Genomic DNA, 26,966 nt, shown 5'->3' on the forward strand with positions numbered 1-26,966 from the left:
ACCCGGTATACCGCAGCCCGTGAGGTCACTTCAGCGTTTTGTCGACATGCCCACAGGACGACAAGTCAAACACACACCCCCGAACTCCCCACGGCGGCGCGGCCGTCCCTCCCCTCAGCACATGAGTTCGCACACCACGAAGGCCCGGATCCCTTGGGATCCGGGCCTTCGACTGCAGTAGCGGGGACAGGATTTGAACCTGCGACCTCTGGGTTATGAGCCCAGCGAGCTACCGAGCTGCTCCACCCCGCGCCGTTGCGTGTCAACCGTACCACGACGCGGGCTGCGCTTGATCAACTCTTGCTGCCGGTGCTGCCGGTGCTGCCGTTCTTGCCGGCCTTGGCCTGCGCTTCCTCGGCCCGCTTCAGGGCGGCCTTCAGGTCCTTCTGCGCCTTGTCGTACGCGGTCCAGTCCGGGCCGTTCGGCGCCTTGAGGGCCTGCTGGCCCGCGTCGAACGCCTTCTGGGCGTCGGTCAGGGCCTGTTGGACGGTCGGATTGGCGGAGGACGGCGGGTTGGTGGTGCCGGTGTCCGGTGGTGTGGTGGTCGAACCGTCCACGCCGAACACCTTGTTGAGCGCCTGGTCGAGGGTGTCCTCGAACGCCGTCTTGCCGTTGTAGGTGACCAGTACCTTGCCCAGCAACGGGTACTTCAGCTTACCGCCGAGGACGTAGACCGGCTCCGCGTACAGCAGCCCGCCGTCGAGCGGCACGGTCAGCAGATTGCCGTACTCGACCTTGGAGTGCCCGCGGGTGAGCAGGCTGATCGTCTCCGCGATGTCCGGCCGGGAGTTGAACTGGCTCTGCACCTGTTTGGGACCGTCGGCCGTCGTACTCGTCGGCAGTTTCAGGATTCTGATCTTGCCGTAGTCACTGGTGCCCGGATCGGAGTCGACCGCCATGAACGCGCTGAGGTTGTCCCGTCCGTTCGGCGTGAACGTCGTCGTCAGCGAGAACGACTGCCGGCTCTGGTCCGGCATCTTCATGCTCAGGTAGTACGGCGGCACCGCGCTGCCCGAGTCGTTGGTCGGGTCGTCGGGCACCTGCCAGACCTCGCTGCCGGTGAGGAACGTCTGCGCGTCCGTCACGTGGTAGCGGGTGAGCAGCTCGCGCTGGACCTTGAACAGGTCCTGCGGATAGCGCAGATGGGACAGCAGGTCCTGCGAGATGGCCTTCTTCGGCTGCACGGTGCCCGGGAAGGCCTTCATCCAGGTCTTCAGCACGGGGTCCTGGGTGTCCCACTGGTACAGCTTGACCTCGCCGGTGTACGCGTCGACGGTCGCCTTCACCGAGTTGCGGATGTAGTTGACCTGGTTCTGCTGGGCCACCACCGCGCGGTTGTTGTTGGTGGCGGTCAGCGAGTCGGCCGTCGTGTCGCCGAGGGTCGTACGCGAGGAGTACGGGTAGCCGTTCGACGTCGTGTACGCGTCGACGATCCACTGGATATGGCCGTCCACGACCGCGGGGTAGGTGTCGCCGTCGATGGTCAGCCAGGGGGCGACCGCCTCGACGCGCTCCTTGGGCGTGCGGTTGTACAGGATCCGCGAGCCCTTGCCGATCGCGCCGGAGTAGAGGATCTGCGGCTCGTTGAACGCCACCGCGTACGCTGCCCGGTTGAGGGGGTTGTCGAGGTTGACGCCGCTCTTGCCGGTGTACCTGGTGGTCTTCTCGGTGCCGTCGTCCCTCGAGTAGTCGACCTCCTTCTGCGGTCCGCCGACGATGGAGTACGTGGTGGTCTTCTCGCCGTAGTAGATACCCTGCTGGTACGGGCCGAGGTCACCCCTGGACGGCAGGCCGGACTCGGTGAAGACCGGCTGGCGCTGGTCGTCGGCCTCGGTGCCCTTGGCGGCGACCACGCCGTAGCCGTGCGTGTAACGGAAGTGGTCGTTGATCCAGTTGTTGCTCGGGACGCCGTCCAGGTTCAGCTCGCGCAGGCCGAGGACCGTGTCCTGTTTCCCGTCCTTGCCGTCCTTCGAGGGGTACCGGTCGACGTCCAGGTTGGTCGGGAAGGCGTAGTACTTCTTCATCTGCTGCGCCTGCTGGAACGTCGGCGAGACGATGTTCGGGTCCATGATCCGGATGCTCGCCGCGTCGTCCGCGTCACTGCGCAGACCGGTCTTGTCCGAGGCCGTGGACTTGCCGGCGTACTCGGTGACCTTGGTGTCGTCGATGCCGTACGCCTCGCGGGTCGCCTTGAGGTTCTTCTGGACGTACGGGGCTTCCTTGGCCTGTTCGTTGGGCTGGACCTGGAACTTCTGCACGATCGCCGGGTACAGACCGCCGATCAGGATCGCCGAGAGGACCATCAGGCCGAAGCCGATGACCGGCAGCTGCCAGGTGCGCCGCCACAGCGTGGCGAAGAACAGCAGCGCGCAGATGACGGCGATGCAGAACAGGATCGTCTTCGCCGGCAGATAGGCGTTGGCGTCGACGTAACGCAGGCCGGTCCAGTTGCCGGTCGCCTTGAAGTCGCTGGACTTGACCGCCAGGCCGTACCGGTCGAGCCAGTAGGCGACCGCCTTGAGGGCGACGAAGACGCCGAGCAGCACCGACAGATGACCGGTCGCGGCGGCGGTGGCCCGCGCGCCGGGGCTGGTGACGCGCAGCCCGCCGTACAGATAGTGCGTGAGCGCGGCGGCGATCAGACAGAGGATGGCGGCGGCGAAGCCGAAGCCGAGCAGGAAGCGGTACCAGGGCAGGTCGAAGGCGTAGAAGGAGACGTCGAGGTGGAACTGGGGGTCCTTCTGGTGGAAGGGCACGCCGTTGACCCACATCAGCCAGGTCCGCCACTGGCCGGCCGCCGAGGCGCCGGCGATCAGCCCGACGAGCGCGGTGACGGCGAGCAGCAGCCATGTCTTGTACGGCGCGATGCCCATCCGGTAGCGGTCGAGGCTCTGCTGCTCCATGGACATGGCGCTCAGCGGGGGCCGCAGGCGGTGCGCCAGCCAGATGTTGACCCCCACCGCGACCGCCATCAGCAGCCCGAAGACGAAGAAGAGGCCGATCTTGGTCCACAGCATGGTCGTGAACACCGACGAGTAGTGCACCGACCGGTACCACAGCCAGTCCGTCCAGAAGCCCGCGAACATGGTGAACGCCATGCCGAGGACGGCCAGGACGCCCAGGGTCATCAGCAGGGTCCGGACACCCCGGGACGGTCGTCCCGCTCTGATCCGTGGCCCCGTCGGGCCTCCGCCGCGGTCCGGCATCTGGAAAGCCAAGGTGCGCACCTCGAAGTTCGCTGTCGATCCGTCGGGCCCTCGTGTTCGCGGACCCGCCGTGGCCCCCCGTGATCGCGGACCCACACCTATGCAACTTACTCACGCTTTGGTCGGTTCCCGATTCGGGTGGGGAACGAGGCAGGATTGTGACCATGTCCAACACTCCCATGGCAGCGAGCCCGCTCACCCGGGCCGTACTCGAGATCGACGAGTACGTCTCCGGCCTCGGCTGGGACCAGCCCGCTCGCCTCTTCGCCCTTGTCGACACCGCACGGCTGCGGGCTCAGGAACCCGCGCTCGCGGCCCAGCTGGGCCTTGAGGACGAGTCCGCCTCCGCCGGTCTCACCCCGATCGAGCAGGACGAGATCCCGTCCGGCAAGCCGCTGGACGAGTTCCTCGGCACCATCGCCTGGCCGGACGCGGTGGTCGGCTGCGCGCTCTCGGTGGAGCGCCTGATGCTGCCGCCGTCCGCCGAGGCGCAGGTCCCGGAGAACCTGAGCGAGGCCAAGCTGGCCAAGTGGGTCGCCGACCACCCCGAGCGCCAGGAGGTGCGCATGACGGTCGCGGTGCTGCGCGACGGCGGGCGCGAGTCGGCGCTGCGGCTGCGCGAGAAGGACTCCCCGACGGAGGTCCTGACCGGCCCCGACCTGGTGCCCGGCCTGGCCGAGGCCCTGGCGGCGACGTTCGCGGACTGATCCCGGCCGGTTCGGTACGGCGCTGGGGGCGCCCCTGTCCCGGGGGCGCCCCCAGCCGTGTCACCGTCGCGCGCGGGTGCCGCTCAGCCCTTGGTGGTGCACTTGGGCAGCGCCGCGGTGTTGCCGCTGCGGATGTCCTTCAGCGCGTCGAGCGCGTCGCCGATGTCCTTCACCTTGACCAGGGTGAGCCCGCCCGGGGTGTCCTTGGCGGCGGCCGCGCAGTTGTCGGCGGGCGTCAGGAAGTACTGGGCGCCCCGGTCGCGGGCGCCCACGGTCTTCATCTCGACGCCGCCGATCGGCCCGACGGTGCCGTTGTCGTCGATGGTGCCGGTGCCGGCGACGAACTTGCCGCCGGTCAGGCTGCCCGGGGTCAGCTTGTCGTAGATGCCGAGGGCGAACATCAGACCGGCGCTGGGCCCGCCGACGTCGGCGAGCTTGATGTCGATCGTGAACGGGAAGGTGTGGTCGGTGCCGGCGGAGATCCCGACGATGGCCCGCTTGGCGCCGCTGTCGTCGGACGTGGTCGTGGTGATGGTGACGTCCTGCGTCCTGCTCGCCGTCCTGTGCGCCTTCTCGGCGGCGGCCTGCTCCTTGGCGGGGACGACGGTGAAGACGGCGTTCTGCCCGGGCTTGTGCCTGGTGACGAGCTTGGCGACGTCGGAGGGCTGCTTCACGGCCGTGCCGTCGACGGCCTTGATCACGTCACCGGCGTGCAGCCTGCCCTCGGCCGGCGAGCCCTTGACGACCGTGGAGACGATCACCCAGGACTTCACCGGGACGCCCAGTTCCTTCAGCGCGGCGACCTTGGCGCTCTCCTGGGACTGACTGAACTCCTCCGCGTTCTGCTGCGAGGACTGCTCCTCGGTCGTCCCGTTCGGGTAGAGCGTGTCGTGCGGGACGATCTTGGTGTCGGGGTCCAGCCAGCCGTAGACCGCCTGCACCAGGTTCATGCGGAAGTTCGCGCTGGTCACCCGGACCGTCGTCATGTTCAGGTTGCCGTCGGTCGGGTACGTCCTGTGCCCGGAGATCTGCAGCACCGGCTCGCCGTCGTGGTCCCCGAGCGTGTTCACGGTCGGGCCGGGGGACATCTCCGCGTACGGCACGGGGATGAGCACTCCCGCGCACAGGAGCGCGATCAGCATCAGGGTGGAGGCGAGCATCGTCGCGGTGCGGCGTGGCATGCCACGACAGTACGGGACGCCTCTGTCAGCGCACCGTCAGGGCACCCGTCACGCGCCGCCGGCACCCGTGTGGGACCTCTCCATGGCCTCGCGGAACCGGGCATAGCCGTCCAGCTCCGGGCCGTCGCCGCGCATCTTACGAGTCCGATTGGCCCAACTGCCCCACAGTCCGCCGCCGATCGCGGCCACCAGCGGAATCAGCAGCCAGACAAGCGCCCCCATGCCGACCTCCCAACGCCATGAGCGTCCGCAACTGACTGATCAGCAGATTAACCATCCGCACTGACAACGCTCACGCGAGGGTGCCGGTTACGCAACACGGAGTGGCCCGTGTGCTCCGAGTGACGTATCTCAGCAGGCGCCGACCCGCCCTCCCGTCACCCGACCACCACCCCTCAACGACGGCGCTACGCGCCGACCCGCCCTCCCGTCACCCGACCACCACCCCTCAACGACGGCGCTACGCGCCGACCCATTCATCGGTGCCGTCGGAGAACCTCTGGTGCTTCCAGATGGGCACCTCGTGCTTGAGGTCGTCGATCAGCTTCCGGCAGGCCTCGAAGGCCTCGGCGCGGTGCGGACAGGCGACGCCGACGACCACGGCCAGGTCCCCGACCCGCAGGTCCCCCACCCGGTGCACGGCGGCCAGCGCCCGCACCGGATACTCGGCCACCACCTTCTCGGCGATCCGCCGCATCTCGGCCTCGGCACTGGGGTGGCAGGAGTACCCGAGCGCGTCCACGTCCGCGCCCCCGTCGTGGTTGCGCACCGTCCCTACGAACAGGGCGATGCCCCCGGCCGCGTCGTCCCCGACGGCCCGGAACACCTCGTCCACGGAGAGCGCGGTGTCCCGGACACCGATCACCTTGATGGGGTCCTGTGCCGCCTGCTCACCGGGGTGCTCGTTCGCGTGTGCCATACCCCCATCGTGCCGCACGCCTGTGACACCGGGGAATACGAGATTCACCAGGCACGCGCGCGGGGACGTTTGGAGCCTCCTACGACGTGGCAGGGCGCAGGGGCACCCCACCCGCCCTGCTCACGCGCGGCGCCGGGCCTTGCGGGCCCGCCGGACCACGGCGGCGGCGCCGAGCAGGGCCACCGTCGCCCCCGCGGCCCCCGCGGCCGTCGCGTCCTTGCGCCCGAGCCGCCGACCGGCCACCGTGTGCCGCCCGGAAACCTCCTCCAGCAGCTCCGCGAGGACCTCCTCGTTGGTCCACCGCGGCCGCCACCCGGCGTCGTGCAGCCGGCTGCCGCTGACCACCCACGGGTACATCGTGTACGCCAGGTCGCCCGCCGGGGACGGCGTGAGCCCGATCCGGTGCAGCCGTGCCGCAGCGCCCAGCGCCACCGCCGACGGCAGCTCCATCCGCCGGATCCCGCTGAGCTCCTCGACCTCCTCCTGCTCCAGCCACCCGTCGCAGCCGACGGCCAGTTCCCCGTCGACCTTCTCCAGGACGGCGTACTCCAGGGCACTGCACAGGTCCTCGACGTGGCAGAACTGCCAGGCCGGCCGCGACCCGGCGACGACGAGCAGCCGCGGCGACTCGAAGTACCGGGTCAGCGCGGTGTCCGTGCCCCCGACCAGCACCGCGGGCCGTACGACGGTGACGTTCAGCCCCGGATGCGCGCGCGGCGCCCGCCGGGCCAGCCGCTCGATCTCCAGCAGGTCCCCCACGCCGGTGGCCTCGGCGGTCGCGCGCAGCTCGGCGTCCTCCGAAAGGGGCAGCTCGTTGTCCGGCAGCGCGCCGTAGACCATCGCCGAGGTGCACAGCACGACCCGGTGCACGCCGGCTGCCGCGGCGGCGGTCAGGACGGTCTGCGTCCCCCGGACGTTGTAAGCGCTGCGGGCGGCCGGATCGGTCTCCAGGTCGAGGTCGAGCGCGAGGTGGACGACCACGTCGGCGCCCCGCAGCTTGTCCGCGATGGCGGGGTCGCGCACGTCGAGGATGTGCCACTGTGCCTCGGCGCAGTCGCCGCGCCGCTCGTCGATGGCGACGACCTGCCTGATCTCCTCCGAGGCGGCGAGCCGCTCGGTGAGCAGGGCACCGACCCCGCCGGCGGCGCCGGTGACCGCGACGACGGGTCCGCGCACGGCGGGAGCGGGCGGGGTTGACGGGTTTCGCGCTGCGCGAACCTGCGGATCTGGGGAACTCACCGGGCGTCTCCAGCGGTTGTCTTCAGTACGAGCGCGAGTGACGCGTCCGTACCAGGTGTATCCATCCTGCCGCAGGCCTTCCGCGGGCGAAGCACCGAGGCCCGATCGGGTCCGGGTGTCTACGCTGGGTGGTGTTGTCGGGCAGCCGCGCCGCCGGAGAGAACCGGTGGCCTTACCAGCCGAGGAATCCCGTGAGTGACACCCCATTCGGTTTCGGCCTTCCGCCGGAGGAGCCGGAGGACGGCGACGAGGGCAAGAAGAAGGACCAGCAGAGCGGTGGTGGGCAGGGACCGGCCAACCCGTTCGGCTTCGGCGGCCTGCCCGGAGCCGGCGGCTTTGGCGGCCCCGGCGCCGACAATCCGCTCGCAGCGATGTTCGGGTCGCTGAACCCCACCGACCTGGGCGCCGCGTTCCAGCAGCTGGGCCAGATGCTCTCCTACGAGGGCGGCCCGGTGAACTGGGACATGGCCAAGCAGATCGCCCGCCAGACGGTCGCCCAGGGCACCCCGGACGGCACGAAGGACGCGAGCGTCGGCCCGGCCGAGCGCAGGGCGGTCGAGGAGGCCGTCCGCCTGGCCGACCTGTGGCTGGACGACGCGACGTCCCTGCCGTCGGGCTCCGCCTCGGCGGTCGCCTGGTCCCGCGCGGAGTGGGTCGAGGCGACCTTGCCCGCCTGGCAGGAGCTGGTCGACCCGGTCGCCGAGCGGGTCGGCGCGGCCATGGGCGACGTCCTGCCGGAGGAGATGCAGGCCATGGCGGGCCCGCTGATCGGCATGATGCGCTCGATGGGCGGCGCCATGTTCGGCACCCAGATCGGTCAGGCCGTCGGCGTGCTCGCGGGCGAGGTCGTCGGCTCCACCGACATCGGCCTGCCCCTCGGCCCGGCCGGCAAGGCCGCGCTGCTCCCGGCCAACGTGGAGGCCTTCGGCAAGGATCTCGGCGTGTCGCAGGAGGAGGTGCGGCTGTACCTGGCCCTGCGCGAGGCCGCCCACCAGCGCCTGTTCGCGCACGTGCCGTGGCTGCGCTCGCACCTGTTCGGCGCGGTCGACGGGTACGCGCGCGGGATCAAGGTCGACACCGCCAAGCTGGAGGACGTGGTCGGCCAGTTCGACCCGCAGAACCCCGAGCAGCTGCAGGACGCCCTTCAGCAGGGCATGTTCCAGCCGGAGGACACCCCGGAGCAGAAGGCCGCCCTGGCCCGTCTGGAGACCGCTCTGGCGCTCGTCGAGGGCTGGGTGGACGCGGTGGTCCACGCGGCCGCGAAGCCGCGTCTGGCGTCCGCCGACGCCCTGCGCGAGACCCTGCGCCGCCGCCGTGCCACGGGCGGCCCCGCAGAGCAGACGTTCGCCACGCTGATCGGCCTGGAGCTGCGCCCGCGCCGGCTGCGCGACGCCTCCCGCCTTTGGGCCTCGCTCACGGACGCGCGCGGGGTCGACGGCCGGGACGGCCTGTGGGCCCACCCGGACATGCTGCCGACCGCGACCGACCTGGACGACCCGGACGGCTTCGTGCACCGCGAGCAGCTGGACTTCTCCGAGCTGGACAAGATGCTCGGTGAGGCGGCGGGCGGCTCCCACGGCAAGCCCGACCTGCGCAAGAAGGACACCGACGGCGAGGACACCGACGGCAAGGGCGACGACACCGAGTGAGCCTGCATGACGACGCGGTTCTCGTGCTGAAGGGGTACGAGGGCCAGGACGAGCTGCGCCAGGCCTACCTGGACCATCTGGCGGCCCACCCGGACGGCATGTGGAAGGCCTGCGAGGCAGGGCATGTGACGGCGAGCGCCCTGGTGGTCGACCCGGCGCACGAGCGGGTGCTGCTGACCCTCCACAAGAAGATGCGGATGTGGCTGCAGATGGGCGGCCACTGCGAGCCGGGCGACGCCACCCTCGCGGACGCCGCCCTGCGTGAGGCAACGGAGGAGTCGGGCATCGCCGGTCTGATCCTGCTGCCGAGCGGTCCGGTACGCCTGGACCGGCACCACACGCCCTGCACCTGGCACCTGGACGTGCAGTACGCCGCCGTCGCACCCGACGGGGCCGTGGAGGCGATCAGCGACGAGTCCCTGGACCTGCGCTGGTTCGCCTACGGTGAGGTGGCGGACGTGGCCGACGAGTCGGTCGTACGCCTGCTGGAGGCGACCCGCGCGCGCCTGTGACCCCGGGCATGTGTAAGGGGCGTCCGCACAGGCCGACGCCCCTTACCTTGGTTCACTGGACGCTCAGCTCCAGACGTTCCCCTGGTTCTGCCCGCGTGCCCCGTGCTGCCCCATGCCGAACTGCGCGGCGAGGCCCTGCCCGATCACCGCGTTCTGCGGCGGCAGCAGCTCGCTGGGCTGGACCAGCGCGAACCCGGAGCCCATGAAGCTCAGCTCCCAGCCCTCACCGGTGTTGCCGCGCCGGCGCCACACTCCGGAGGAGTGCGTCTGGGCCTGCATCTGCACGCGCAGCCCGGTGGACCAGGCGACGATCGCGTCCGCGTCGCAGTTGACGTACTTGTCCGGCGTGACCCGCATCAGCAGCGGCGCGCCCGAGGTCATCAGGGCGACCTTGCCGCGCCCGGTGATGTTCAGCTGGTACTTCCCCGAGCCGGAGATGCCGTAGAGGCTGTCGACGGCGACGACCTCGTAGTGCAGCGAGGAGTCCATGGCGAGGACGTAGGAGCTGTCGACGGACAGCCCGTCCTGCTCGATGTCCATGATGTGCACGTGCTGGGCGAGGTTGGCGAGATACACCGTGCCCTGCCCGTGACAGCGCATCAGGTCCAGGCCCTCACCGGTGTACGCACGCGCGCGTGCCTGGTGGTTGTTCTGGTACTCGGCGTCGAACTCCATCAGCCCCTGGTAGGCGACCATGGTGCCCTTGCGGGCGAGGATGTCGTCGTGACCCTCCAGGGTGACGCGGAGCAGCTGCGCGTTCTGCAGGCTCCAGCGCTCCTGCGTCTGGACGTCGTTGTGCGCGAAAAGCGGGCTTTGCATGGCTTTCTGACTCCCCCTCAGCCCCGGACCCGGATGCGGTCGGTGCTGTCCTCGCTGGGCTGGACGACGACGATGCCCTGACCGGAGAAGGCCATCTGGTAGGCCTCACCGCTGCCCCGGCCGATCAGCGACTGCGCCTTGAAGCTGCGCTTGCCCTTCACCTTCAGGTTCGGCGACCAGGCGACGAGCGCGTCCGGGTCGACGTACGTCTCGTCCTCGCCGCCGCCGCAGTCGACGACGATCGGCTCGCCCCGGGAGGTCAGCGCGACCCAGCCCTGCCCGGAGATCCTCGTGTTCCACAGGCCCTGCCCGGCGAACTTCGCGAGCCCCTTGACGCGTTCCACGCCCCAGCTGAGGTGGGCGTCGAAGGCGAGCAGGTTGGTGGCGTTGACGGAGATGCCGTCTCCGTTGAGGTTGATCACGACGACGTTCGCACCGTAGTCGGCGAGATAGAGCAGCCCGTCCCCGGTGCACTTCATCAGGGGCGCGCCCTCGCCGGTGATCCAGTCGCGGGCGATCTGGCGGACGGCGGGCGGGTTGGGCTCGTACTGGACGAAGCCCTCGTAGGCGACCATCGAGCCCACGCGCGCGAGGAGGTCGTTGCCGGTCTGCATGGCGACCTTCAGCATGTGGTGGCCGTGGTTCTCCATGCGGGCGGTGACGGGTGCGGGGGCGTAGCCCGCGAGCGGCTGGTTCATGACGGGCTCCCTCTAGACCTCGTACGGCTGGACGACGATGAAGTTGCCGGGCGCGCCCCGGAACTGGAGGTTGACGCTCTCGCCGGTGTCGCCCGGGTAGGCGTTGCGGCGCATGCGGACCTGGCTGGAGACGATCACCTGGGAGGCGGCCGACCAGGCGACGACGGCGTTGCAGTCGGCGAAGGTGGTCGGCGTGACCGGCAGGACGACGGGCGTGCCGTGCGTCTTGACGACGATCGTGCCGGTGCCCTGGAACTGCATGGTGAACAGCGCGCCGCCGGGGATGCCGTGGCCCTCGATGCGGCGGACCTCGTGGTGCAGGCTCTCGTCGAAGGCGAGGACGTTCTCGGCGGAGACGCAGATCGCGTCGCCCTGGAGCTCGACGGGGTGCAGATGGGTGGAGTTCTCGGCGAGGAACACCTGGCCGTTGCCGGTGCAGCGCATCAGCTGCATCTCCTGGCCGGTGGCGTTGCCGACGATCCGCCCGGCGAACCCGGCGCCCTTGTAGCTGAAGTCGACCTTGCCCTGGTAGAGCACCATGCTGCCCTGCCTGGCCAGCACGGGCTGCCCGCCGATGCCGAGGTCCACGCGCATGAGCTTCTTGTTCTGCTGGGTCCAGCGCTGTCCGGTCGGCGTCTCCTTGTACATCTGCAGCGCGGCCGACACCCCCGCGCCGCCCTGCGGGGCGCCCTGCGGCGCCGCGTAGCCGCCGGGCTGCTGGCCCGGGACCTGCCCATAGCCCGGGGGCATGGGCGCGGTGGGCTGGCCGCCGTAGGAGGGCGGCTGCTGGCCGTAACCGGGGGGCATCTGCGCGGTCGGCTGACCGCCGTACGACTGCTGCTGGGGCGGGTAGCCGTACGACGGCTGCTGCTGCGGGTGGCCGTAGGGCGCCGGTGCGGGGGCCGGCGGAGGGACCGTGCCGCCGGCGGGCGGGGTCAGGGGGGCGATGACCGTCGGCGCGGCATGCACGTTCGGGGCTGGCGCCGGGGGCGGAGTCTGGCCGGGCGGGGTCTGGCCGGGTTGCGGTGCGAAGCCCTGCGGAGGCGTGGCTCCGGACGGCGGGGCGAAGCCCTGGACGGCGGGCTGCGGCACGGGGGCCGGGGCGGGCGCGGGGGCCGGCGCGGACGGGGCGGCGAACGACGGTGGGGTCGTCGCCTGGGCGGGCGGGGCGAAACCGGGGCCGGCGCCGGTCTGCGGCTGCTGCGGGGCGGCGGGCGCCTCCTCCTCCAGCACCTCGCCGCCGAAGTTCTTCAGCAGCGCCTCCAGACCGCCGTCGAAGCCCTGCCCGACGGCCGCGAACCGCCACACGTCCTTCAGATAGATGTCGCCGAGCATCACGGCCCGCTCGGTGGAGAACTCCACGCCGCTGAAGGAGTACCGCGCGACTTCCTCGCCGCCCGCCACGATGCGCAGGTAGCCGGGGGCGATCTGCGACATCTGCCCGGCGCCGTCGATGGTCGCCGTGAAGGACAGCTTGTGGATGTGCGACGGGATCCGGTCCAGGGTGACCCGGAACGACTCGGTGTCGCCCGCCTGGGCACCCAGCAGCTGGACGGACTCCTCCGGGGACTTCGGCTGGTTGAAGAAGACGAAGTACCGGTCGTCGGAGAGGCGCTCGTGGGCGTCCAGACCGAAGCAGCTGATGTCGAAGGTCAGTCCGGGGGCGGAGATCTGCACGCCTACGTACAGATCCGTGCCCGCGGTGAGGTCACTGATCCTGGCCTTGTGGCCGCGTTGGAATTCCCTGGCCATGCGTAACGACCGTCCCCCATCCCGAATGTGAGTGCGTCGCGCCAGGCTAACGGCAAAGTCCGACATCACACGCAGCCGGTACAGACCCGGTACACAACCGCGCCCGGAGGGGGACGGACGGCGCCCGGCTCACTCCCCGCGCACCCCGGGCAGATGCGGCAGCCGTTCCGCGGCGACCACCCCTTCGAGGTAGCCGCGGGCCCGCTCGGTGCGCGGGTACGCCTCCAGCAGCCGCCAGAAGTCCGGTCCGTGACCGGGGACCAGCAGATGGGCCAGCTCATGGCAGAGGACGTAGTCGACGACGTACTCGGGCATCCCCTGCAGCCGGTGCGAGAGCCGGATGCTGCCCTCGGCCGGGGTGCACGAGCCCCAGCGCGTGTTCTGGTTGGTGACCCACCGTACGGAGGCGGGGCGCGCCCGGCCGTCGAAGTACTGGGCCGACAGCCGCTCGGCACGCTCGGCGAGCTCGGCGTCGCCGAGCACCCGCCGGCTCTCCTGCGCGGCGAGTTTGTCGAGCATGACGGTGATCCAGCGCTGTTCCTCCGCCTTCGACATCCGGGCGGGGATCAGCACGACGGTGCGATCGCCCTCGCGGTACGCGGAGACCGTCCGGCGGCGCCGGGAGCTCCTGCGGACCTCGATCGCGCTCGCCCCCGAGCCGCCGGGCGGCTGGCTCGTCGTGCTGCGCTGTGGCTTTCCGGCGCGGTGCAGTGGGTCGGCGGGCACGCCCCGACGTTACCCGCTGGGTGTGGCCGAAGTCCCGGCTCAAGGAGGGTTCGATGCCGATCCCCCACCATGCGTTTGATTCCTATGACTCCTACGACTGATCCGCACATCCGGTTTGTGATGCTCCGCACGCCCGGTTCGACACTCTTTATCCAGTCCTCTTGTATGAGAAATACCCCCAACCTGTGGATAACCCTCTGCGCCGGGCGGCCGGTCGCGGCATGCTGGCAGGCGTCGGGGGAACGTGACCGGTTCCACCGGCGACGAGACGTTCGGGATGCTTTCCAGGGATACGGGGGGCCAGTCATGCATCCGGTGATGAAGCCCGCGCTGCGGCGCGGCTGGCGTGATCGCGAGACCGTGCAGTTCGGGATGACCGCGGCGCACGCGCTGACACTGGGACCGATGGACCCGGCGACGCGCGGCTTCCTGGATCTGCTGGACGGCACCCGCGGGCTGCCGCTGCTCCGCGAGGAGGGCCGCCGCATGCGGCTCCCGGCCGGCCATGTCGACACCCTGCTGGCACGCCTGACCCGCGCGGGCCTGATCGACGACGCGCGCGGCGGTGGACGGGCCGCCGACGCCCTGCGTGCGAAGACCGACGTCCTGCGGCATCTGCGCCCCGACCTCGCCGCGCTGTCCCTGACCACGGCCGAGCCCGGCGGCGCGCTCGCCCGGCTCGCCGCCCGTCGCGCACTGCGCGTGCAGGTGCGCGGCGCGGGACGGGTCGGTGCGGTGCTCGCCTCGGCGCTCTCGGGCGCCGGAGTCGGCGAGGTCGACGTGCGCGACGTGGGACGCGTGGAGCCGTGGGACGTGGCGCCGGGCGGGCTGCCCGCCGAGTCGCTCGGCGAGCGCCGCGAGTCGGCGGCGCGGGCCGCCGTGCGCCGTGCGGCACCCGACCGCCCACCCCGTCGCGCCCATTCCCCCGGCTCCGGCGCCCAGGACCCCGGGCTCTCCCTGGTGGTCCTCACGCCCCGGGACGAAGTCGCCGTGCACGCGCCGGACCCGGCCGACGCCGAGCCGCTCATGGCCTCCGGAACGCCCCACCTGTACGCCGGCGTGGTCGAGGGCACCGGAGTCGTCGGACCGCTCGTCGTACCCGGCGAGTCGGGCTGCGCCCGCTGTCTGCACCTCGACCGCGGGGACCGGGACCCGGCCTGGCCGCGACTGACCGCCCAGTGGCGGTGCGCCAGGGCCCGCCGGGTGGGCGCCTGCGATCTGACGCTGGCCACGGCGGTCGCCGGACTGGCCGCGGCGCACGCGCTGGCCTTCCTCGACGGGGAGTCGCCGTCCAGCACGGGCACCCGCTGGGAGGCCTCCACGCCCGGCCTCGACTGGCACGCCCGACCGGTCAGGCCGCATCCGGCGTGCGGGTGCGGCGCTGCGGAGAGACCGAAAGAGGAGCACTCCTCAAACGACGGCGAGGCGCGCGAGACAATGGCGGTGCAACGGCCGTCGACGGAGCGACGACGCACAGCGGGCGCGGCGCGGCCGACTGGGACCTGGAGGGCGCATGTCTGATCTTCCCCGGAAGGCGGTCACCCGTACCGCCAAGCTCGCCGCGCTCCCGCTCGGCTTCGCCGGCCGGGCCACCTGGGGGCTGGGCAAGCGGATCGTGGGCGAGTCCGCGGAGATCGTCGGCCGTGAACTGCAACAGCGCACGGCGGAGCAGCTCTTCAAGGTGCTCGGCGAGCTCAAGGGCGGGGCCATGAAGTTCGGGCAGGCCCTGTCCGTCTTCGAATCCGCCCTGCCCGAGGAGATCGCCGGTCCCTACCGCGCGGCGCTGACCAAGCTCCAGGAGGCGGCACCGCCGATGCCGACCCGCACGGTGCACGCGGTGCTCGAGGCGCGGCTCGGTCCGGACTGGCGTGATCTGTTCGAGGAGTTCGAGGACAAGCCTGCCGCCGCGGCCTCGATCGGGCAGGTGCACCGGGCGGTGTGGCACGACGGCCGTGAGGTGGCGGTCAAGGTGCAGTACCCGGGCGCCGGCGAGGCCCTGCTCTCCGATCTGAGCCAACTGAGCCGTTTCGCCCGTCTGTTGGGGCCGCTGATTCCCGGCATGGACATCAAGCCGCTCATCGCGGAGCTGAGGGACCGCGTCTCCGAGGAGCTGGACTACGCACTGGAGGCGCAGGCCCAGACCGTTCACGCGGAGGAGTTCGCGGACGACCCCGACGTGGTGGTCCCGGCGGTGGTGCACCAGTGCGATCAGGTCCTGGTGACCGAGTGGATCGACGGCATCCCCCTGTCGGAGGTGATCTCCGACGGCACCCCGGAGCAGCGCGACCGTGCCGGCCAGCTCCTGGCCCGGTTCCTCTTCTCGGGCCCGGCCCGCACCGGCCTGCTGCACGCCGACCCGCATCCCGGCAACTTCCGGCTGCTGCCCGGCGGCCCGGCCGGGGAGGACGACTGGCGTCTGGGCGTCCTGGACTTCGGCACGGTCGACCGGCTGCCCGGCGGTCTGCCGACACCGATCGGCGTCTCGCTGCGCATGACGCTGGACGGCGAGGCGGAGACGGTCTACGAACTCCTCTGCGAGGAGGGATTCGTGAAGGAGTCCATAGAGCTGGACCCCGACGCGGTCCTCGACTACCTGCTGCCGATCATCGAACCGGCCCGCGTCGACGCGTTCACCTTCAACCGCACCTGGATGCGCAACCAGGCCGCCCGCATCGCCGACCCCCGCTCCCCCGCCTACCAGCTGGGCAAGCGGCTCAACCTGCCGCCCGCCTATCTGCTGATCCACCGGGTGACGCTGAGCACCATCGGCGTGCTGTGCCAACTCGGCGCCACGGTACGGCTCCGCGAGGAACTGCAGGAGTGGCTGCCGGGCTTCGCGCTGGAAGAAGAGCTGGCTGAGACGGAGGAGGAGGGGACGGCAGCGGAGGCGTGACCGGGACCGGGGGGAGGGAGGGGGAGGGAGGGGGCGGGGGGAGGGGGCGGGGGGAGGGGCCCCCGAGCAGCGGCTCACCACCAGGACGAGTCCAGCCGCCCCTCGATCGCCCTCAGGTTCTCCCTGGAGCAGGTGTCGCAGAAGTACTGGCGGACGCCGTTCTCCACGGAGCAGGTCCAGGTGGCCGGCGGGGGACCGTCGGCGGGGGCGCCGCACCGGGCGCACACGAGTACACGGCGCTCCGGGGTGGAGCCGCCCTGATCACTTCCTCCGGGAAGACTCGTCACCTCGCGACGATAACTCCGCGGGCGGCGGATCGCCGTACAACGCACCGCGGCGGGGACAACGCGCCGCGGGGGCCGGTCCGTTCGGTCGGACCGGCCCCCGCGCAGAAGGCTTCGCCTCTCCAGGGCCGGGAGGCTACCTCTTCTGTTGGTGTGATCGTTACTGCATGACCGCCATGGCGAGCGCGCGCCGGGCGCGCAGCGAGGCGCGCTCGGCCCGGCGCTGCATCCGCTGGGCGACCGCCAGGCGGACGGCCCGGCGTTCCCGCACGGCGTCGTCGAGTCGTTCGTGCATATGCGCACGAGCCAGGGCTTCTTGCATGAGTTGCATCTCTCGGGTCCTGTTCTGGCGCGCTTCGGTCGCGCCGGTGGTGGTGACGTCTGGTGTCGCGGAGCCGGCGGGCTCGCTGGTGGACGGCTTCATCGGGGCCTGCTTCTGGGGGTCGTGCGTGAGGGGGCGATCGATCGTTCCTGCGGTGTTCATGCCGTGACCGGGTTCTTCCGCGGGCGGCCACGCGGCCGCTTCCGGGCGACGACGACACCCTGGACGAAGAGCTCGCCACCCCAGACGCCCCAGGGCTCGCGCCGCTCCTTGGCGCCGGCGAGGCAGGCCTCGATCAGCGGGCAGGTGCGGCAGAGGGACTTGGCGTACTCGACGTCGGCCGGCGACTCGGCGAAGAAGACCTCCGGGTCGTAGGAGCGGCAGGGGACGGGTACGCCGAGGTTCTCGATGGCGTCGTCGAGCGCGGTGAGCGCGGTGAGGGGGGTCAAGGTGGAGTCCTCCGTGAGGCCGGGCGGGGGGATCGTTTGCGAAGGCGGTACGGACGGGGCGTGCGCTTCGAGTTGCACGGTTGGTCTTCCTCGTCTGGTCGGTCCGGCCGGTTGACCGGGTGTCGGCTGGGTACCGGGTTCTTTTCTTGTCCCGAGGCCCCTTCGCTCCGTCGTCCCCGTTTTGGGGAAAACAGAAGGGCCGCGGATCCCGGATGGGGTTCCGCGGCCCTGAAGGCGCCGGCCTGATCGAATCAGGCTGGATCACTCCAGGGTTCTGGCCCACGGAAGGCCCACATCAGGTGGTGCTGCGTCGTCTGCTTCCGGAATCCGGCACCGGCCGCCGCAAAGGCATAGGCCTGCGCCTGTGCCGCTACTGCTTCCAGTGCCTTGGTCGGTCGCTCATTGCGCTCACGGACGGGAAGGCCCGCGAGAGCGACGGAGGACGCCGGACGGTCGGCACGAATGCCGGACAGACCGGTGCCCTGGTGGGAGGCGCCGAGCATGCACAGGGAGACGGTCGGGCGATCGGTCAGTTTGGCCGTGCTGATGGTGCTGCTGTTGATGCTGATCACTGGACTCGCCTCCTCTCGGCGTCTCGAGGACTGGGGTGAACCAGTCCGTTCGGATGTGCAAGTACATCACGGAGCCGGGCCCTTCGAGAAGGCCGCTGCGTCCGTGCCTAGAACCTATGGGGATTGCCGGGGCATGCGCAAACTATTTTTTCGACGAGTTCGCATCAGTCGTCCTCGTCGCCCTCCCCGACCTCGTGGCCTGCGCAGATGGCCAGAACGTCGGTTCCGTAGCTGCGCAGCTTGCGGCTGAGGACACCGGGGATGCGGGAGAGTTCGGCCGGAGTCCCGGGCCGGGCCTCGGCGATGGCCATCAGGGTGCGGTCGGTGAAGACGCAGAAGTCCGGCTGTCCGCTGCGCTCGGCTTGGACGGCCCGCCACTCCCGCAGCCGTTCGTAGAGCCCCTCGTCCATGTCCGAGGGACAGTCCTCGCAGCGCATCAGCTTCATCTCGCCCGCGTCGGTGAGCGTGCGGCCGCAGACCCGGCAGCGGGCAGGGGTGCGCTGGGTACGGCGGGGAGCGGCGATGGCGCCGGTGGTGGTCCCGCGCTCGACGCCTCCGGTCGCGGCGGCGCCGCTGCGGCCGACGGTGGCCGTGGTGCCGGGGCGCAGTCCGTCGAGGAAGCGGCTGGGCCGGCGGTTGGGGCGGGTGCCGGGTGACCGGGACAGCGCCCAGGACAGGTGGAGCCGTTCCCGCGCACGGGTGACGCCCACGTAGAGCAGCCGGCGTTCCTCCTCGATCTGCTCGTCGGTCCTGGCGTAGGTGATGGGCAGCATGCCCTCGGCGATGCCGACCAGGAAGACGACGTCCCACTCCAGGCCCTTGGCGGCGTGCAGGGAGGCGAGGGTGACGCCCTGGACGGTCGGGGCGTGCTGGGCGTTCGCCCGCTCGTCGAGTTCCGTCACGAAGTCGCCGAGGGTGGCGCCGGGTCTGGCGGCGGCGAGGTCGTGGGCGAGGCCGACCAGGGCGGCGAGGGACTCCCAGCGCTCTCTGGCGGCGCCGGAGCCGGCCGGGGGCTCGGTGGTCCAGCCCTCCGAGGACAGGACGGCACGCACCTGGGAGGGCAGGTCCACGGCGTCGTCCAGCAGGGAGTCGTTGCCGCCGAAGCGGGCCGCGCCGCGCAGGGCGATGCCGGCCTTGCGCACCTCGGGCCGGTCGAAGAAGCGCTCGGCGCCGCGCAGCTGGTAGGGGACGCCGGCGTCGGCGAGGGCCTGCTCGTAGGTCTCGGACTGGGCGTTCGTGCGGAACAGGACGGCGATCTCGGCGGCGGGGACGCCCGCGTCGATCAGCTCGCGGATGCGGCGGGCGGCGCCTTCGGCCTCGGCCGGCTCGTCGGTGTACTCGGTGTAGACGGGTTCGGGGCCGGCGGGGCGCTGGGAGACGAGTTCCAGCCGGTGGTCGGCGGCGCGGCCGCGGGCCTGGGCGAGCAGGCCGTTGGCGAGGTGGACCACCTGGGGGGTGGAGCGGTAGTCGCGGACGAGTTTGACGACCGTGGCGCCGGGGTGCCGGGTGCGGAAGTCGAGGAGGTGGTCGGGCGTTGCGCCCGTGAACGAGTAGATGGTCTGGCTGGCGTCGCCGACGACGCAGAGGTTGTCGCGGTCGCCGAGCCAGAGGTCCAGCAGCCGCTGCTGCAGGGGGCTGACGTCCTGGTATTCGTCGACGACGAAGTGCTGGTACTGCGCGCGGACCTGTTCGGCGATGTCGTGCCGGTCCTGCAGGATGGCGACGGTGAGCAGCAGGACGTCCTCGAAGTCGATCACGGCGCGGTCGCGCTTGAGGTCTTCGTAGGCCGCGTAGAGGTGGGCGACCTCGGTGGGGTCGCGCGGGGCCTCGCGGCCGGCCTTCGCGGCCGCGTACGGGTAGTCGGCGGGGATGGTCTGGGTGACCTTGGACCATTCGATCTCGGCGGTGACGTCCCGCAGCTCGCCCCGGTCGAGCCGGGTGCCCAGACTCGCGGCCGCGTCGGCGACGAGCTGGATCTTGCGGTCGACGAGCCGGGGCATGCCGCCACCGATCGCTTTCGGCCAGAAGTACTGCAGCTGGCGCAGGGCGGCGGAGTGGAAGGTGCGGGCCTGGACGCCGTGGGCGCCGAGCTGGCGCAGCCGGCCGCGCATCTCTCCGGCGGCGCGGTTGGTGAAGGTGACGGCGAGCACGCTGGAGGGCTGGAGGATGCCGGCGCGCACACCGTAGGCGATGCGGTGCGTGATCGCCCGCGTCTTGCCGGTGCCCGCTCCGGCCAGAACGCACACCGGGCCGTGCAGGGCGGTGGCCACCGCGCGCTGCTCGGGGTCGAGCCCTTCGAGCACCGCGTCGGCCGAGTCCGGTGTCCGCGGGAAAAGGGTGGAGTGCGTTGCTGCTGTCACCCCGCCATGCTGCCAGGTCGTCCGGGGCCGGCGTGTCGGTTGTCCACAGGCGGGCGCCCGTGGTCGTACTAATGCGGCAGGTGTCACACGGGCCTGTGGATACCGCGCCTGTGAATACCCCGGGCGGGAATGGCGGACGGCTCGCGTACGTTCTTCCCCTGGACGATTTTCCGAGCTGCCTGAGGAGCGCGAGAGACATGCAGGGCACTGTGACGATGTACAGCACGACTTGGTGCGGCTACTGCCGGCGGCTGAAGAGCCAGCTGGACCGGGAGGGCATCGCCTACACCGAGATCAACATCGAGCAGGACCCCGAGTCCGCCGCTTTCGTGGAGAAGGCGAATGGCGGAAACCAGACGGTCCCGACCGTGCTCTTCGCGGACGGCAGCACGCTGACGAACCCGTCGCTGGCCCAGGTGAAGCAGAAGCTCGCCGCGTGACCTTCCGCGGGTTTTTGCGGTGACCGCAGCGGGGCGGCCCCTGAACAGGATCAGGGGCCGCCCTGCTGTGTCTCGGACGCGTGTGTCTCAGACGAAGCTGCGCGTCGGCAGTGGCTTGCCGTACCACATCTCGATCAGGCGGGCCGCGATGGAGATGCCGTAGGGCGGCAGCACCTCGCCGGACTCGAAGGCCTCGTGCAGTTCCTCCCGGGAGAACCAGCGGGCCTCGTGGATCTCGTCGCCGTCGACATCGATCTCGGTCGTGGTGGCGCGGGCCATGAAGCCGAGCATCAGGCTGGACGGGAAGGGCCAGGGCTGGCTGGCCACGTACTCCACGGCACCGACGGTGACCCCGACCTCCTCGGACACCTCGCGGCGCACCGCCTGCTCGATGGACTCGCCGGGTTCGACGAAGCCGGCGAGCGTGGAGAAGCGGCCCTCGGGCCAGTGGACCTGGCGGCCGAGCAGGATGCGGTCGTCCGCGTCGGTCACGGCCATGATCACGGCCGGGTCGGTGCGCGGGTAGTGCTCGGCGCCGCAGGCGGGGCAGCGGCGGATGTGACCGGCGGCGGCGATGACCGTGCGTTCGCCGCAGCGGGAGCAGAAGCGGTGGGTGCGCTGCCAGTTCTCCAGGCCGACCGCGTGCACCATGAGGCCCGCGTCGCGCGGTGACAGGAGCAGTCCGGCCTCGCGCAGGCCCGCGGGGCGTGCGGACTGGTCGATACGGCCGGGCAGCGCGTCCTTCTGGAGCGCGAAGTAGCTGACGCCGTCCTCGTCGATGCCGAGGAAGTAGCGGTGCGCCTCGGTGAGCGGGGCCTCGAACGAGGGCGTCATGACGAGCTCGGTGCGGCCGTCCGGTGTCTCGTCGATGAGCACCTGGCCACCGGAGACCACGAAGCAGCGGGTCGTGGGGTGGCTCCACGCCGCCGCGAGCCAGGCCTCGTCGAGCCGGTGGTGGGCGGCGCGGTCGATGCCGCTCGGGGCGGTCAGCGAGATGGGTCGATCGGCTGTGTCGTCGGTCCAGGTGGTCACGGGTGCTTCCAACTCCCCCAGTGCAGCGGTCGGTTCGGCGGGCGGTTCGGCGGGACGTGGGCGGGCGGGCACCGGGCCGGGCGCGGGCGGGCGGGACGGTCGTTCCAGTGTGCCCCGCGCGTGGTGCCCTCCCGTACGGGCCTGCCGGTCAGGGCGTGGGCCGCCAGTGCTCGGCGAGGTCACCCCACAGGTAGGCGCTGGTCTCGACGCCCTTGAGGAGGAGGTCCAGCTCGACCTTCTCGTTCGGGGCGTGCCAGCCGTCGGAGGGGACGGAGATGCCCAGGAAGAGCACGGGGGCGCCGAGGACCTCCTGGAGGTCGGCGGCGGGTCCGGAGCCGCCCTCGCGGGTGAAGCGGACCGACTTCTCGAAGGCTCGGCCCATGGCGCGGACCACGGACTGCAGGGCGGGGTGGTCGAGCGGCGTCAGGCAGGGGCGGGTGGCCGCGCCGAAGCGGATCTCGTGCCGGATCCCGGCGGGCACCTGTGTCCCGGTCCAGGCGCGGACGGCCTTCTCGAGGTGGTCGGGGTCCTGGCCCGCGACCATGCGGAAGGACAGCTTCACCGTGGCCGAGGACGGGATGATCGTCTTGCTGCCGGGGCCCTGGTAGCCACCGCCGATGCCGTTGACTTCGGCGGTCGGGCGGGCCCAGATGCGTTCGAGGGTGGTGTATCCGGCCTCGCCGTGGGTGGCGCGGGATTTGGCGGTGTCCAGCCAGCGCGTCTCGTCGAAGGGCAGCTCGGCGAACAGCTCGCGCTCGCGGTCGGTCAGCTCGACGATGCCGTCGTAGAAGCCGGGGATCGCCACGCGCGCGTGCTCGTCGTGCAGGGCGGCGACCAGGCGGGCGGCGGCGGTGGCCGGGTTGGGTACGGCGCCGCCGAAGGAACCGGAGTGGATGTCCTGGTCGGGGCCGTACAGCCGGATCTCGCACTCGGCGAGGCCGCGCATACCGGTGCACACGGTCGGGGTGTCCTCGGACCACATGCCGGTGTCGGAGACGATCACGGCGTCGGCGGCGAGCCGGCCCGCGTGCTCCTCGACCAGGGCCCGGAAGTGCGGGGAGCCGGACTCCTCCTCGCCTTCGACCAGCAGTTTCAGGTTGACCGCGGGGGTGGTGCGCCCGGTGGCGGCGAGGTGGGCGCGGACGCCGAGTGTGTGGAAGAACACCTGGCCCTTGTCGTCGGCCGCCCCGCGCGCGTAGAGACGGTTTCCGCGGACGACCGGCTCGAAGGGGTCGCTGTCCCAGCCGTCCTCGCGGGCGGCGGGCTGCACGTCGTGGTGGCCGTAGACGAGGACGGTGGGCGCCTCGGGGTCGCCGGAGGGCCACTCGGCGAAGACGGCCGGGGCGCCGGGGGTCTGCCAGACCTCGGCCGTGGGGAAGCCGGTCTCCTTGAGCCTGGCGGCCAGCCAGTCGGCGCTGCGCCGCACGTCGGGCGCGTGGTCGGGCTGGGCCGACACGGAGGGGATGCGCAGCCATGCCGTGAGGTCGTCGAGGAAGGCGGCGCGGTGTTGCTCGATGTACGTGCGGACGGCGCTGTCCGGGGTCTGGCTCATGCTCACGAGCCTATCGGCCCGCACCGACAACCTCGGCGGGCGGTTCGTCACACTCAGGTTGCCTGCCGTGCCGTTTCGGAGTCTTCCGTTCGGGTGTCTTCCCTGAGGAGCCGTTCCAGCGCGGCCCGGTCCGGCAGGTCACGCGGCCGTACGACCTCGCCGCTGCGCACATAGACGAAGGCGGCCGTGACCGACTCCGGCGGCACGCCCTGCTGCTCGGCCCAGGCCAGCCGGTACACGGCGAGCTGGAGCGGGTCGGCGGTGCGGGTGCGGCTGGTCTTCCAGTCGACGATCTCGTACGTCGCCCCCTCGCCGTGGCCGTGCTTGTACACCGCGTCGATACGGCCTCGTACGACACGGCCGGCGAGGGTGAGCTGGAAGGGGGCCTCGACCCGGTAGGGGGTGCGCCGGGCGTACTCGGTGCGCTCGAACGCCTCCTTCAGGGCTTCGAGGTCCTGTTCGTCGGAGATCTCGGCGTCGCTGCCCGGCAGCTCGTCCGGTTCGAGCAGGGGCAGCCGCAGTTCCTCGAAGCGGGCTTCGACCCAGGCGTGGAACCGGGTGCCCCGGCGTGCGGCCGGTTGCGGGGGGCGTGGCATGGGGCGCGCGAGTTCCTGCGCGAGCCCGTCCGGGTCGTCGGCCAGGCGCAGCAGCTGGGAGGCGGTGAGTGTGGCGGGCAGCGGGACGTCGGTGACGGCCTGGCGGGCGCGCAGCAGCTCTCCGGTGAGTGCGTCCAGGTCACGGTCCCAGGAGGCGATGGTGCGGGCCTCCTCGGGGGTGAGGTCGGCGTCGTACCGCGGCCCGGCGGGGCGGGGGCGCTGTTCCGGGGCGGGCGCCTGGTGCGGGACGGTGAGCCGGTCGGTACTCCGGGCGTCCCCGTCGGCGCTGCCGGCGGGGGTGGGGGAGTGCGGATCGTAGGGCGGTTCTTCCCCGGCGAAGGGGTCCTCGTCGTACGGGAGGTCCCCGCCGTGGTCGTCGTACGGGAGGTCCCCGTCGTGGTCGTTGTACGGGAGGTTCCCGCCGTGGTCGTCGTACGGATCCTCGCCGTAGGGATCGTCGTCCGGCGGGACGGGCCAGTCCGGGTCGTCGAGGGCGGCGGGGTCGTGGGCGGTCGGCGGGTGGGCGGTGTCCTGGGCGGCGAGGGCGTCCAGGTGGGCCAGGACGGTCTCGGCGGCCGCGCGGCGGCGGGCCAGGGCGGCGGCGCTCAGCGGGAGCGGCCACACCTGGTCGGCGCCGCCCGTGTGCAGGGCCGGGTTCTCCGCGTCCTCGGCGGGCTCCTCCGCCCAGGCCTCGATCTCGCCGTACCCGGCGGCGCAGTGGTCGTGGAGGGCCTGGAGGAAGTCGGAGGGGCCGCGCGGCTTCTTCTGGCTGGGGCCCCACCAGTGGCCGGAACCCAGCAGGAGGGAGCGGGGGCGGGTGAAGGTGACGTAGCCGAGGCGGAGCTCCTCGGTGTGCTGGTGGTCCTTCATGGCCTCGTGGAAGGCCTTCATGCCGCGTGCGTCCCAGCTGTCGACGTCGGGCAGCGTGTCGGTGTCGCCCCGCAGGGCGTGCGGCACCACCTTGGCCTGCGCCGTCCACTTCTCGCGGCCCTGCGCGCTGGGGAAGGTGCCCTTGACCAGTCCGGGGACGGCCACGACGTCCCACTCCAGGCCCTTGGACTTGTGGGCGGTGAGCACCTTGACGGTGTTCTCGCCGCCGGGCAGGGCGTTGTCCAGGCCCTTCTCGTACTGCGCGGCGGTGCGCAGGAAGCCGAGGAAGGCGAGCAGGGTGGCCTCGCTGTCGCTCGCCGCGAAGGAGGCGGCGACGTCCAGGAAATTGGACAGGGTCTCGCGGCGGCGGGCGGCCAGGGCGTGCGGGGACGCCGACAGCTCCACCTCCAGGCCGGTGACGGCGAGCACGCGGTGCAGGACGTCCATCAGCGGGTCGGACAGCGAGCGGCGCAGGTCGCGCAGCTCGGTCGCCAGCCGGGCGAAGCGCACGCGCGCGTCCGCCGAGAACGGCAATTCGTCGTCATCGGTGTCGCCCTCCCCCGGTGATTCGAGGAAGGTGTCGAGGGCGTCCGCGAGCGATATCACCTCCGCCGGGTCGATCCCTTCGACGGCCGCGGCGAGCCTGCGGTCGGGGTCGTCGTCGTCCGCCACGCGTGCGTGGGCGACGAGAAGGCGGGCCCGGCGGCCCAGCAGGGCGAGGTCGCGGGGGCCGATGCGCCAGCGCGGGCCGGTCAGCAGGCGCACCAGGGCGGCGTTGGCGCCGGGGTCCTGCAGGACCTCGCAGACGGCGACGAGGTCGGCGACCTCCGGCAGGTGCAGCAGCCCGGACAGGCCGACCACCTCGACGGGGACGTCCCGGGCCACCAGGGCTCCCTGGATCTCGGCGAAGTCGGTCGCCGTACGGCACAGGACGGCGATCTCGCCGGGGGCCGTGCCGGTGTGCACGAGGTGGGCGATGGAGCCGGCGATCCAGTCGATCTCCTCAGCGTGGGTGGGCAGCAGCGCGCAGCGGACCGTGCCGTCGTACTCGGCGCCGGGGGCCGGGCGCAGGGCCTCCACGCCCGCGTGCATGGCACGCAGGGGTTCGGCGAGCCCGTTGGCGAGGTCGAGGAGGCGGCCGCCGCTGCGGCGGTTCTCGCTGAGCGCCTGCCGGGTGGCCGGGCGGCCGTCGGCGTGCGGGAAGTGCGCGGGGAAGTCGTCCAGGTTGGCGACGGAGGCGCCGCGCCAGCCGTAGATGGCCTGGCAGGGGTCGCCGACGGCGGTCACGGGATGGCCCGTTCCGCCGCCGAACAGGCCCGCCAGCAGGACGCGTTGGGCCACGGACGTGTCCTGGTACTCGTCCAGGAGCACCACGCGGAACTCCTCGCGCAGCAGCCGGCCGACCTCGGGCATGCGGGCGAGGCGGGCGGACAGGGCGATCTGGTCGCCGAAGTCGAGCAGATCGCGTTCGCGTTTGGCGGTCCGGTAGCGGCGGACGAGGTCGGCCAGCTCGCGGCGCGCGGCGGCCGTCTCGGGCACCTTGCGCAGATCGGCGTTGGTCAGTCTGGCGCTCTGGAGGGTGCGCAGCAGGTCCGCGTCCCATACGCGCAGCTCCTCGGGGTCGACGAGGTGTTCGGCGAGTTCGGAGTCGAGGGCGAGGAGATCGCTGACAAGGTCGGCGAAGGAGCGGGTCAGCGCGGGGTAGGGGCCGGGGGCCTCGCGCAGCACGCGCGCGGCGAGCTGGTAGCGGGTGGCGTCGGCGAGGAGGCGGGAGGTGGGTTCCAGGCCGAGGCGCAGGCCGTGGTCGGTGAGGAGGCGGCCCGCGAAGGAGTGGTACGTCGAGATCACCGGCTCGCCGGGCGGGTTGTCCGGGTCGATGACATCGGGGTCGGTGACGCCGGCCTTGATCAGTGCCTTGCGGACGCGTTCGGCCAGCTCGCCGGCGGCCTTGTTGGTGAAGGTCAGGCCGAGGACCTGTTCGGGGGCGACCTGGCCGGTGCCGACCAGCCAGACCACGCGGGCGGCCATCACGGTGGTCTTGCCCGACCCGGCGCCGGCCACGATCACCTGCGGGGCGGGCGGCGCGGTGATGCAGGCCGTCTGCTCCGGGGTGAACGGGATGCCGAGGAGCTCCTTGAGCTGCTCGGGGTCGGTGATACGGGAGGGCATGTCGGAAAAGGCTAGCGGC

The 26,966-nt window shown here is 71.6% G+C and carries 23 protein-coding genes and 1 tRNA gene; 6 read left to right on the top strand and 18 right to left on the bottom strand.

The features are described 5' to 3' along the window. Positions 1-178: 178 nt before the first annotated feature. Both FB563_RS08160 and FB563_RS08165 read right to left on the bottom strand, forming a co-directional pair. Positions 179-252 (bottom strand) — tRNA-Met (locus FB563_RS08160). Positions 253-293: 41 nt separating this feature from the next. Continuing rightward, a complete protein-coding gene (locus tag FB563_RS08165) occupies positions 294-3,206 on the bottom strand; it encodes a UPF0182 family membrane protein (RefSeq protein WP_107100762.1) in 2,913 nt (970 codons plus the stop codon). Positions 3,207-3,370: 164 nt separating this feature from the next. Here FB563_RS08165 and FB563_RS08170 point away from each other — a divergent pair, with 164 nt between their 5' ends. Next, the gene (locus FB563_RS08170) at positions 3,371-3,913 is read left to right on the top strand and encodes a PPA1309 family protein (protein WP_055709272.1); all 543 of its coding nucleotides are present in this window, start codon (positions 3,371-3,373) and stop codon (positions 3,911-3,913) included. 83 nt (positions 3,914-3,996) lie between these two features. On the opposite strand, the gene FB563_RS08175 is transcribed toward FB563_RS08170, so the two are convergent. The 4 genes from FB563_RS08175 to FB563_RS08185 form a co-directional block, all read right to left on the bottom strand. Then, positions 3,997-5,094 carry a YlbL family protein gene (locus FB563_RS08175; protein WP_055709273.1) on the bottom strand — a complete coding sequence of 366 codons (1,098 nt, stop codon included), beginning with the start codon at positions 5,092-5,094 and terminating at the stop codon, positions 3,997-3,999. Between the two features lie 48 nt (positions 5,095-5,142). Further along, positions 5,143-5,316, bottom strand: a complete 174-nt coding sequence (locus FB563_RS42810) for a hypothetical protein (protein WP_167528473.1) — start codon at positions 5,314-5,316, stop codon at positions 5,143-5,145. Positions 5,317-5,554: 238 nt separating this feature from the next. After that, positions 5,555-6,013, bottom strand: a complete 459-nt coding sequence (locus tag FB563_RS08180; RefSeq protein WP_055709274.1) for a molybdenum cofactor biosynthesis protein MoaE — start codon at positions 6,011-6,013, stop codon at positions 5,555-5,557. A gap of 120 nt (positions 6,014-6,133) precedes the next feature. Further along, on the bottom strand, positions 6,134-7,252 hold the full coding sequence (locus FB563_RS08185; protein ID WP_055709275.1) for an SDR family oxidoreductase: 1,119 nt from the start codon (positions 7,250-7,252) through the stop codon (positions 6,134-6,136). 191 nt (positions 7,253-7,443) lie between these two features. Between FB563_RS08185 and FB563_RS08190 the strand changes: the two genes are divergently transcribed. Then, positions 7,444-8,901 (top strand): zinc-dependent metalloprotease, encoded by a 1,458-nt coding sequence (locus tag FB563_RS08190; protein WP_055709276.1) that lies wholly within the window; start codon positions 7,444-7,446, stop codon positions 8,899-8,901. Beyond that, positions 8,898-9,413: an NUDIX hydrolase gene (locus FB563_RS08195; RefSeq protein WP_055709277.1), complete on the top strand. Its 516-nt coding sequence runs from the start codon at positions 8,898-8,900 to the stop codon at positions 9,411-9,413. Before FB563_RS08190 ends, FB563_RS08195 begins: the two co-directional genes overlap by 4 nt. Positions 9,414-9,476: 63 nt before the next feature. Here the strand turns inward: FB563_RS08195 and FB563_RS08200 are convergent, their stop codons facing one another. The 4 genes from FB563_RS08200 to FB563_RS08215 form a co-directional block, all read right to left on the bottom strand. Next, a complete protein-coding gene (locus FB563_RS08200; RefSeq protein ID WP_055709278.1) occupies positions 9,477-10,232 on the bottom strand; it encodes an AIM24 family protein in 756 nt (251 codons plus the stop codon). A 17-nt stretch (positions 10,233-10,249) separates the two neighbouring features. After that, positions 10,250-10,930, bottom strand: a complete 681-nt coding sequence (locus tag FB563_RS08205; protein ID WP_055709279.1) for an AIM24 family protein — start codon at positions 10,928-10,930, stop codon at positions 10,250-10,252. A 12-nt stretch (positions 10,931-10,942) separates the two neighbouring features. Continuing rightward, positions 10,943-12,682: a TerD family protein gene (locus tag FB563_RS08210; protein WP_142218561.1), complete on the bottom strand. Its 1,740-nt coding sequence runs from the start codon at positions 12,680-12,682 to the stop codon at positions 10,943-10,945. Between the two features lie 129 nt (positions 12,683-12,811). Next, entirely contained in the window at positions 12,812-13,408 is a 597-nt protein-coding gene (locus tag FB563_RS08215) for a M48 metallopeptidase family protein (protein WP_055710390.1), read from the bottom strand. Between the two features lie 306 nt (positions 13,409-13,714). On the opposite strand from FB563_RS08215, the gene FB563_RS08220 reads away from it, so the two are divergent. Both FB563_RS08220 and FB563_RS08225 read left to right on the top strand, forming a co-directional pair. Continuing rightward, positions 13,715-14,929 (top strand): TOMM precursor leader peptide-binding protein, encoded by a 1,215-nt coding sequence (locus FB563_RS08220; RefSeq protein WP_142218562.1) that lies wholly within the window; start codon positions 13,715-13,717, stop codon positions 14,927-14,929. Beyond that, complete coding sequence (locus FB563_RS08225; protein ID WP_142218563.1) at positions 14,922-16,301, top strand: ABC1 kinase family protein; 1,380 nt, start codon at positions 14,922-14,924, stop codon at positions 16,299-16,301. The genes FB563_RS08220 and FB563_RS08225 overlap by 8 nt, the downstream gene beginning before the upstream one ends. 74 nt (positions 16,302-16,375) lie before the next feature. Here the strand turns inward: FB563_RS08225 and FB563_RS08230 are convergent, their stop codons facing one another. The 5 genes from FB563_RS08230 to FB563_RS08250 form a co-directional block, all read right to left on the bottom strand. Further along, entirely contained in the window at positions 16,376-16,588 is a 213-nt protein-coding gene (locus FB563_RS08230; RefSeq protein ID WP_142218564.1) for a hypothetical protein, read from the bottom strand. A 157-nt stretch (positions 16,589-16,745) separates the two neighbouring features. After that, positions 16,746-17,069: a hypothetical protein gene (locus FB563_RS08235; RefSeq protein ID WP_055706133.1), complete on the bottom strand. Its 324-nt coding sequence runs from the start codon at positions 17,067-17,069 to the stop codon at positions 16,746-16,748. Then, positions 17,066-17,434 (bottom strand): WhiB family transcriptional regulator, encoded by a 369-nt coding sequence (locus FB563_RS08240; protein ID WP_023546912.1) that lies wholly within the window; start codon positions 17,432-17,434, stop codon positions 17,066-17,068. Before FB563_RS08240 ends, FB563_RS08235 begins: the two co-directional genes overlap by 4 nt. A 173-nt stretch (positions 17,435-17,607) precedes the next feature. After that, positions 17,608-17,928, bottom strand: coding sequence for a hypothetical protein (locus tag FB563_RS08245; RefSeq protein ID WP_055706134.1), 321 nt, complete (start codon positions 17,926-17,928; stop codon positions 17,608-17,610). Positions 17,929-18,092: 164 nt separating this feature from the next. Continuing rightward, the gene (locus FB563_RS08250) at positions 18,093-20,288 is read right to left on the bottom strand and encodes an ATP-dependent DNA helicase UvrD2 (protein ID WP_199832812.1); all 2,196 of its coding nucleotides are present in this window, start codon (positions 20,286-20,288) and stop codon (positions 18,093-18,095) included. A 197-nt stretch (positions 20,289-20,485) separates the two neighbouring features. Here FB563_RS08250 and FB563_RS08255 point away from each other — a divergent pair, with 197 nt between their 5' ends. Continuing rightward, positions 20,486-20,728 (top strand): mycoredoxin, encoded by a 243-nt coding sequence (locus tag FB563_RS08255; RefSeq protein WP_030649619.1) that lies wholly within the window; start codon positions 20,486-20,488, stop codon positions 20,726-20,728. A gap of 87 nt (positions 20,729-20,815) precedes the next feature. Here FB563_RS08255 and nudC read toward each other — a convergent pair whose 3' ends face one another. From nudC to FB563_RS08270, 3 genes are all read right to left on the bottom strand, one after another. Continuing rightward, on the bottom strand, positions 20,816-21,760 hold the full coding sequence (nudC, locus tag FB563_RS08260) for an NAD(+) diphosphatase (protein ID WP_142218565.1): 945 nt from the start codon (positions 21,758-21,760) through the stop codon (positions 20,816-20,818). 148 nt (positions 21,761-21,908) lie between these two features. Then, entirely contained in the window at positions 21,909-23,312 is a 1,404-nt protein-coding gene (locus tag FB563_RS08265; RefSeq protein ID WP_142218566.1) for a dipeptidase, read from the bottom strand. A gap of 53 nt (positions 23,313-23,365) precedes the next feature. Continuing rightward, entirely contained in the window at positions 23,366-26,947 is a 3,582-nt protein-coding gene (locus FB563_RS08270) for an ATP-dependent helicase (RefSeq protein ID WP_142218567.1), read from the bottom strand. Positions 26,948-26,966 lie beyond the last annotated feature (19 nt).

The organism is Streptomyces puniciscabiei (genome assembly GCF_006715785.1).
Taxonomy (GTDB): domain Bacteria; phylum Actinomycetota; class Actinomycetes; order Streptomycetales; family Streptomycetaceae; genus Streptomyces; species Streptomyces puniciscabiei.